The organism is Mycobacterium sp. (assembly GCF_050701675.1).
Taxonomy (GTDB): Bacteria; Actinomycetota; Actinomycetes; order Mycobacteriales; family Mycobacteriaceae; genus Mycobacterium.
Map to the genome: position 1 here is coordinate 1 of NZ_JBOGDD010000924.1, position 6,112 is coordinate 6,112.

Consider the following 6,112-nt stretch of genomic DNA (forward strand, 5'->3'; position numbering starts at 1 on the left):
TCTCCGGACGGTGTCGAGCCGTCGAGTTCTGGTGCCACCACTACCGCAAGCGCAACGCTGCGCACTACCGCCAAGCCCTCGCATCCGGCCTTGGTTACGGGGCCTGCTGCGCAGGCGGCGTTGCTCAAAGGTGTTGAGATGGCGGACATCGTGGGCGATGCCGACCTGCGGCCTCTGAGCGATTTCACACATCCATGGGAGCAGACGACGGGTGTCGAGCCGACGACCTGCGCGTCGCGGCTACTGGTCAATCAAGCCCTTGCGGCGACGAAGTATCAGGCAGTCAGCGGCAACAGGCTCAAGGGTGCGCGCGGTCAAGTCGTGGCCCAGCTCATCACGGTGTTCGTCGACAAAGTGCAGCCGGGGGCCGTCGTCGCCGACGTCGTCAAGATGTTCGGGTATTGCACAGCGAGGCAGTCATTTTCGACTACGGATGGCCGTGTGACGCAACACTGGATGCCAACCGAGATCGTCAGCGAGGGGATGGACCGATCGGGGATGACCGCGGGCCGCGCCGGCGCCGGCGCCGAACGTGAGGAAGCGCCTGTGCGGCGCTGCTACCACGTCGTGCAGGCGCAAGCGAACGTGACCGTGGAATCGATCGTCTGTGGCGACGGCGACTCGGCGTCCATGGCCAACGCCGTCGTCGACCGCATCGCGGTCAAGCTGCCTGCGTGAGTTACCGGTGCAGCAGCTGCGCGGCTAGCGCATCGAGTGAGTCGCGGATGGTGGCAGGAACGGGTTGCCCGGCCTCGGTGGCGAGGACGTGGGCCGGGTCGACGCCAGCGGCGGCCGCGGTTTCCTCGACGGACAGCTCGGCAAGGTGCCGTGCGGCGGAGAGGCGGTGGCTCAACGCCGCACCTGGTGCTCGGCCGATGCGCACGACAAGTTGGTTGTAGGTCCGTCGAACGTCACCCAGAAGTAGCGGCATTCCGGGGCCCTTGGTCGTGCGTACGGTCTCGGTGGCGGTGTCGAGAACGCGGCGCAGCTCCCCGAGCAGTGCCTCGGCCTGGGTGGCGAAGGAAGTGTCGTCGGTCGTGGGCAAGGTGTCGATGCGGGCCTTGATTCCCTCAAGGGCAAGTTCGAGCGCTTGGACGAGGACCGTGACGCGCACCGTGTCGGACATGACGTCGGTGGTTTTGTCGGTGCGGATGTCGGCGTAGCGCACCCGCGCCAGGTGGCCCGGCTCCCAGCCCAGCGCCTTCTCCAATTTTGCCCGGGTGTTCTCGCGAGGCCACCGCCGTCCCCTCTCGAAGGCGACGAGGTTGCTTTGGGCGATGACCCCGTCGTCTTGCAGTCGGCGCTGGGAGAGGCCAAGTTCTTCCCGACGCTTGATGACTTCGTCGCCGGCCGCCGCGATGCCGGGGTCGTGGCCGGAGGGCAAGTCGTCCTCAGTCGAGTCGGCGACGACGTCGTCGTCGGTCGTGGCCTCGGAGCGTTCGTTCGAGCGAGGCGACGGTGGCGTCAGGGTGAAGGTCACCGGGATCCCTTCGGTGTCGCCGAGGAGCAGGGTGAGCCCGTCGGTGACGGTGAGACGGTCGACGAGTTGTCCGTCGCTGTAGGTGCCGTTGGTGCTGCGGGCGTCGGTGACGGTCCAGCCGTCATCGCCGGCTTCGATCTGCAAATGCGTGCGCGATATCCGCGGGTCGGAGATCCGGATGTGAGCGGGCAGTTCGCGGCCGATGGTGATCGGAGCGTCTTGGGGCTGCACCGTGTGCGGAGTTGAGCCGGCGCATTCGATGGTGAGGTCCGGAGCCGCCGTGGGGGAATCGATCACTGCGTCCGCTCCTATGGGTCGAGTTCAACCAGCGTTCTGCTCAATCGCTTGTGAATGCAATGCTAGCACTGCGCGCGTGCACACTGAATGAACTGATTCGAGTCATACGGCGCAGATTTGACACATGGGGGACTAAAGGAACTGGTGAGGGCGATTTCGCCCCGGGTGGCCCCCGAATTTCAGATTGCTTGCGCTAGCGCTTGGCAACAGCGCTGCTTTCGTTTACAGTCGCAAAGTGAAAGCACCGCCACTGGCGCGGATGCGCGACGAAGGGAACGCGATGTTCGAGATGCAGCACCGTCCGCCCTCTGGTCCGGCGGACTCCGCCGAGGGCCTCGACGCGCAGGACGGCGACACGAACCACCCGGACGGCACGTTGCGCCAACTGCAGGTCGCATGCGACGACCTGTACTGCGCACCCCTCGATCATGAGGCGCAAGAGCACGTGCGGGACCTTCTCCTGCGCACCAGCCCAAGTCTGCGCGAACTTCGGCTGCGGGCTCGGCGCATCAAGATTGCCTGCGACGAATTGCACGACGATCCAAACGATCTCGACGCGCAATACACACTGCTCAGCCTGCTCGACACCCCGGCGTGAAGCCGAACCACACCCTGCCGCCGGGTAGCTAGGCCCCAGCGAGGTCTGCGACGAAGTGGTCGTCGAGGTGCTTGACCGCCAGGAACCCCCCGGGATCAGCAAGGGCCGCGACGGTGTCCGCGTCGTCGACGACGACGATCCGCCCCTGATAGGCCGAGAATTGTCGGGGCAATCCGTTCAATCCTCCGTTGCCGGCGGTGGCGTCTGTTCGTATCACCACGAGATAGTCCGGTTCGATGGTGTAGATCTCGTTGAGATCCTGGATGGGCCGGGTCTCCCCGGAGTCGACCGGGTTGCGGTCGGCGTCTGGGTTGTAGCGAAAGCCCAACGACTGCAGGTAATCCGAGGTGAAGGACGGCGAGAGTACGCGCGCGACGCCGGTGTCGCTGACCGCCAACGCCGCGATCGACTTGCCCTTGAATGTCGGGTTCTGGTTCGACAGATCGTTCTGACGTGACACCGTGGCGTCGATCAACTCACGCGCTCGATCCTCGTGGCCGAGGATGCGACCAATCCACGTCAGCTGGTTCTGCCAAGTCCACTGCCCGCTGGCGCTGTCCTCTGGCCGGGTAATCGTCGGGGCGATGTCGGCGAGCCGACGAAAGGTGGCGTCGTCGATATCGCCGGTGGCGATGATCAGATCGGGTTTGGCCTTGGCGACGGCAGCGGTGTCGATCGAACCCAGCACGACAGGATTGGCGGTGACGGCGGACTGCTCGAAGCCGGGCAGCTTGGCGTCCGGGGCGGTGACGGCCACCGGTTGGACACCCAGCGACAGGGCGGCGTCGGCGTCACCAGGTCCCAACGCCGCGACGGCGGTCGGCGCCGTCGACACCTCGGTCTGGCCGTGGACATGCCGAAACGTCTGTGGCGCATAGGGCGGTTGCCCGGGGCCGCGGAACACGAAGTAGCCGCCCACCGAGGCGAGGATCACCATGACCATCGCCGCGGCGACGGCGAGACCCACGCGGCCCCGACGCCGACGCTGCTTGATCAGCGGCACAGCGGGAGGCCATGGTGTGGACGCCTCGAAGGGTGACGGCGGCGCGGGTGTAGGCGGACCGACGTCGGACCGCGGCGGCCAGGGACTTGGTGCTGACGACTCGAACGGCGATGGTGGCGCTGGCTCGGGGGCTGGTGGCGCCGATCGCGAGTCGACACCCGTCGCCGGGGTCCAAGAGCTGACCGGCCCGCTCGCAGCGTCGGCGTCCCGCACCGGCGGTGCCTCGGTGCTACGCCACGGCGCAGTACGCGACGGCGTCGCCGTCGGACCCATCACGGCCCTGGCAGCGTCAGCGGCGAGTTCACGCGCGCTCTGGTAGCGGGCGTCGGGTTCCTTGGCCATGGCCTTGGCGATCACCGCGTCGATGGCCGCCGGGAGTGCGGGTGCGTGGTCGGTGACTTTTGGGGGGGCCTGGAAGAGGTGTGCCGACACGACGCCCGCCATTCCCCCTGCTTGCGACTGGAAGAACGGCGTCCTACCCGTGAGGAGCTGGAAGAGTGCGCAACCCAGCGAATAGATGTCGGCCCGGTGGTCGACCGGTTCGGCCGAGAAGCTCTCTGGCGCCGTGTAGGAGACGGTGGCCATCACGGTGCCGGTGCGCGTCAGCCCGACGGCGTCGTCGAGCGCGCGGGCGATGCCGAAGTCGGCGAGGAAGGCGCGGTCGTCGTCTGCGTCGAGAAGGAAGTTGGCTGGTTTGACGTCGCGGTGCAGGATCAGACGCCGATGGGCGTAGTCCAAGGCGGTGGCGACCTCACCGATGATGTTCACCGCGCGGACCGGGGTCATGTGCCCGTCGTTGAGCTGCTGATCGGCGTCTGTTCCCTGGATGTACTGCATGGCGATCCAGAGGCGTCCGTCCTCGGTCTCGCCGCGGTCGTAGACGCTGACGATGTTGGGGTGGCTCAACGTGGCGGCGAGGTCGGCCTCGCGCTGGAATCGGGTCCGAATCTCTTCGTCCCGGGAGAACTCCTCTGAGAGGATCTTCAGCGCATCGCTACGGGGCAGGCTCCGGTGGGCCGCACGATAAACGGTCCCCATACCGCCGGCACCGAGGACCGCTTCGATCGTGTAGCCGGCGACGACCGTTCCCACGCTCAAGGCCATGACTTGGTCTGCAGCTCTCCTGGATCTGGCGGGTCGCCCCGGCATGTTACGAAACGCAAGTATTACCGAGCATGGCGGTTCAATGCGCACCGGCACGCGCAACGCTGCGAAGGGAACGCACGGACACAACCTACGAAACACCACGACCAGGCGGTCGAGGACGCGGCCCGACCACGTGGCCCTGACAGAATCAGCGGGTGACCACGATGATCGCCGTCGGAGCAGGAAGAGCCCCGATGCCCGACTGGTCGGTGGCAGCACTCGTCGTGGCCGCTATGTGGTGGTTCGGCTTCCTCGTCGCGTTGATGCGCACGAAGGAACTCAGCGCTGAGCGGCGCTTCTACTGGCTCGGCCACGCAGGGGCCGCGGCTCTCGTCGCGGTGGGGTTCGCCTACCTCGGGTGGAAGTCAGCCGTGGGGGCAGCAGCGTTGGTCGCGATGCAGTCAACTCTGTACGCCGCGCTGAAAACCCCGTATCTCAAGATCGGCGGGCGGCTCATCAGCGCGTCCGACTCCGACCGTCGGCGCGACGAAAAGGACCGCGGCCTGCCCCCGCGGCCGCCGAGACCAGAGGACTACGGGACGTCGTCTGCGGCCAAGATCTGGTGGTTCATGGCGTTCTTCTCGGTGATGGCCGCCGCGGTCGTGTTGCGTCCCGACGACGGAGATTCGCGATCGCATCTCGGCCTTGTGTTCATGGTCGTGGTCGCCGGGATGTTTGGCCACATCGACGGGCGTGCTCGCATGCCCGTGGCGCGAAGGCAGTACGTCCCCGCTACGTTGGCCGCGTTGGCGTCCATAGCGCTCTACGCCGTCCCAGTGGTCTTCTACTTTGCGGGCTACTTCGTCGGCACGAGACTTCCGGTCAGCTATGGCCGCCACCACGCAAACGCGGTGCACCAGCGCGACACCCAACTACCGCAGCGGTCCGATTCACGCCCCGCTCAAGAAGAGCGCTCTCCGTAGTCCGGCTTGCGGTCGTCGGCGAACGCCACCACTGCGGTCATTGTCGCCCACCATATCGCCGCGGCGTGGTCGGGTTCCACGTGGCGATCGCGTTCGACGTCGGTCATGAATCTGCACCGGGTTCTGGTGATGGTCCTCAAGACCCTTGTGGGAGTTCTGGTTTGACGTACTTCCGGCGCCCTGGTCCATGATCGGGCGGTGTGGCGTCGCGGAAGGACCCATGTTCGGTGCCTGTCGGGTGGAGACGGTAGAGGCGTGACGGGCCCGCCGATCGGGTGAAGGTGCACGCACCTTGCACCTTCCTTCTGCTTCGGACATGCACACCCGATGATTGGCGGTCTGGAACCACGTTGGGATCGACCCGCACAGCTCCTCCCCGCTAACGATCATAAAGGCGCCCCACCAGAGGTCGTTCACCAATTTGAGGCCAGCCCACCGCGAAACCGAGGTTGCCGTCGTGTTCGTCGTCGGCCGCACCTCGAGCACCCCGTCGTGCTGAGACACTGGGCCAGTGGTTGAGGTCCTGGTCGCCGGTGAGGCGCACGTACTCCCGCCGCTGCCGACGTGGTCGCTGAGCCTCTTCGCCGTCGCCGGGGTGTGGTGGGTGGGATGTTTCATCGGCGCCGTGGTCGCCCGCCGGTTGCAGACGCAGCGGCGTCTGTACT

General features: G+C 66.4%; 6 protein-coding genes. 3 read left to right on the forward strand and 3 right to left on the reverse strand.

From position 1 onward, the window contains the following. Nucleotides 1-90 precede the first annotated feature (90 nt). A complete protein-coding gene (locus tag ACRDUX_RS28090) occupies nucleotides 91-678 on the forward strand; it encodes a sensor domain-containing protein (RefSeq protein WP_526418672.1) in 588 nt (195 codons plus the stop codon). A 1-nt stretch (nucleotide 679) separates the two neighbouring features. On the opposite strand, the gene ACRDUX_RS28095 is transcribed toward ACRDUX_RS28090, so the two are convergent. Then, nucleotides 680-1,777 (reverse strand): FHA domain-containing protein, encoded by a 1,098-nt coding sequence (locus tag ACRDUX_RS28095; RefSeq protein WP_526418662.1) that lies wholly within the window; start codon nucleotides 1,775-1,777, stop codon nucleotides 680-682. Nucleotides 1,778-2,012: 235 nt separating this feature from the next. Between ACRDUX_RS28095 and ACRDUX_RS28100 the strand changes: the two genes are divergently transcribed. Continuing rightward, nucleotides 2,013-2,375 carry a hypothetical protein gene (locus tag ACRDUX_RS28100; protein WP_526418664.1) on the forward strand — a complete coding sequence of 121 codons (363 nt, stop codon included), beginning with the start codon at nucleotides 2,013-2,015 and terminating at the stop codon, nucleotides 2,373-2,375. Between the two features lie 28 nt (nucleotides 2,376-2,403). On the opposite strand, the gene ACRDUX_RS28105 is transcribed toward ACRDUX_RS28100, so the two are convergent. Continuing rightward, on the reverse strand, nucleotides 2,404-4,482 hold the full coding sequence (locus ACRDUX_RS28105) for a serine/threonine-protein kinase (RefSeq protein WP_526418666.1): 2,079 nt from the start codon (nucleotides 4,480-4,482) through the stop codon (nucleotides 2,404-2,406). Nucleotides 4,483-4,679: 197 nt separating this feature from the next. Here ACRDUX_RS28105 and ACRDUX_RS28110 point away from each other — a divergent pair, with 197 nt between their 5' ends. Continuing rightward, nucleotides 4,680-5,447, forward strand: a complete 768-nt coding sequence (locus ACRDUX_RS28110) for a hypothetical protein (RefSeq protein ID WP_526418668.1) — start codon at nucleotides 4,680-4,682, stop codon at nucleotides 5,445-5,447. Here the strand turns inward: ACRDUX_RS28110 and ACRDUX_RS28115 are convergent. Next, nucleotides 5,426-5,554: a hypothetical protein gene (locus ACRDUX_RS28115; protein WP_526418670.1), complete on the reverse strand. Its 129-nt coding sequence runs from the start codon at nucleotides 5,552-5,554 to the stop codon at nucleotides 5,426-5,428. The genes ACRDUX_RS28110 and ACRDUX_RS28115 overlap by 22 nt on opposite strands. Between the last annotated feature and the right edge of the window lie 558 nt (nucleotides 5,555-6,112).